We start from the raw sequence: 1,975 nt of genomic DNA, 5'->3' as shown, positions 1-1,975 counted from the left end.
CCCTTACCGTTGGGCTACGCCCTTCACACACTTGAAGAGGGAGACTTCTTTCGGAAGTACGTTAAATTTTTAGGGATCTTAGCCAGGGTGCTTCGAGCTTTTGTTCTTTTAAAAAGGAAATTTGTTAAGCCATTGTCCTCCGTCCATTGTTACTACTTCACCGTTAATGTATGCTGCCTTATCAGATAACAAAAAGTATGCTAACTCTGCAATTTCTTCTGGTTTACCTAATCGTTGTAATGGTACAGAGTTAATCGTACGCTTAGCTGCTTTTTCAGATTCAAATAGTTTTTCGGCACCACCAGTCCGCTCAATTGGTCCTGGTGCTATAGCATTTACACGTATCCCGTATCTGGCACCCCATTCGACGGCTAACGTTCGAGTCATGTTTAAAACACCAGCCTTAGCAGCTGAAGAATGAATGACACCTGCTCCAGCGTTCCATGCATATGTAGCTACCATGTTTAAAATGGTTCCTTTTTTATCATTTTCAATCCAGTACTTCCCCACTTCCCTACTACAGTAAAATGTTCCATTTAAAACGATGTCAATTACAGAATTCCAACCATTAATCGAAAGGTCTTCAGCCCTACTGATGAAATTCCCTGCAGCATTGTTCACTAAATGATCAATAGATCCAAATTTTGCAACGGTTTGTTCTACCATTCGTTCCACATCTTCAGGTTTTCTAACGTCCATCGGAATACTAAAAATGTCCCCGGTAGCTTTAAGCATTAATTCTTCTTTTACAGCATTTAATTTGTCTTCTTTTCTACCAGTGATAACAACATTTGCACCTTCCATTGCAAATTTTTCTGCCATATACTTCCCCATACCGCTTGAGCTTCCAGTTACAATTACTGTTTTATTTTTCATACGTTCCCCCTAATTTATGGTTACTACAATTGATGTTATTGGTTCGCATAAAAATTGTCAAAAAACGAACAGATAATTTAGTATATTTTTCACACGTTACACCTATCCATTCCATGCTATAATGCATTTATCGTATTTTTAAAGAGAGGTTTGACATTTATGAACAGAAGATCATTCTTAAAAAAAGCACTTGGGAGTTTCTTAACCATCGTAGGTTTAAGTGGCGGATCCTATTACTATGCACGTGAAATCGAGCCGAGTCTTCTTCAAATAAGTAATGAAACTATATTAAATACAAAAATCCCTAATGAATTTAATCATTTTAAAATCGTTCAGTTTTCAGATACACATATCGGATTTAACTATACACTTGAACAATTGCAAACACTTGTGAGCAAAATTAACGAACAAAATCCTGATTTAATTGTTTTTACAGGGGACCTTGTAGATGAACCCCATACGTACAATTGGAATGAAAAACTAGTGGATATACTTGGAGGATTAGATGCACCTCACGGTAAATACTGGATTTATGGTAACCATGATCATGGAGGTTATGGTACAGATATTGTCCGTAATGTCATGGATAAAGCAAATTTTAAACTTCTAAAGAATGAGCATGCTACTATTAGTGTAAATAATGCCAAAATAACACTGGCTGGTGTAGACGATTTAATGCTAGGAAGACCTAACTTGGATACAGCATTAAATAATGCTGACTCAAATCTGTTTACATTACTACTTGCCCATGAACCTGACTTTGCTGACACTACCAAACATTTCCCAATAGATGTTCAGCTTTCAGGGCATAGTCATGGTGGTCAAGTAAGATTCCCTTTTATTGGCCACCTATATACACCTGCCTATGCAGAAAAGTATGTTCAAGGGAAACACATTCTTCATAATGAAAAGCTACACCTTTATGTAAATAGGGGAATTGGAACTACCCGGTTACCATATCGTTTCCTATGCAAACCTGAATTACATGTATTTACATTAACAAACAATTGATTTCGTGAACTACTCCCACCTCTTACCACCCTTACGGGTTGCTTGAAGTGGGGGCTTCTTGGGTAATCGTCACTTTTGGTAGCAGACG

2 protein-coding genes are annotated in these 1,975 nt (G+C 37.5%); one reads left to right on the top strand and one right to left on the bottom strand.

The genetic code is table 11. From position 1 onward, the window contains the following. Window positions 1–108: 108 nt before the first annotated feature. Complete coding sequence (gene fadH, locus ACFQ3N_RS18565) at window positions 109–876, bottom strand: 2,4-dienoyl-CoA reductase (protein ID WP_390364418.1); 768 nt, start codon at window positions 874–876, stop codon at window positions 109–111. 159 nt (window positions 877–1,035) lie between these two features. Here fadH and ACFQ3N_RS18560 point away from each other — a divergent pair, with 159 nt between their 5' ends. After that, on the top strand, window positions 1,036–1,887 hold the full coding sequence (locus ACFQ3N_RS18560) for a metallophosphoesterase (protein ID WP_390364416.1): 852 nt from the start codon (window positions 1,036–1,038) through the stop codon (window positions 1,885–1,887). Window positions 1,888–1,975 lie beyond the last annotated feature (88 nt).

Origin of the sequence: Virgibacillus byunsanensis, from assembly GCF_042675965.1 — a bacterium.
Taxonomy (GTDB): domain Bacteria; phylum Bacillota; class Bacilli; order Bacillales; family Amphibacillaceae; genus Virgibacillus_R; species Virgibacillus_R byunsanensis.
This window is presented reverse-complemented; position numbering and strand designations above follow the sequence as displayed.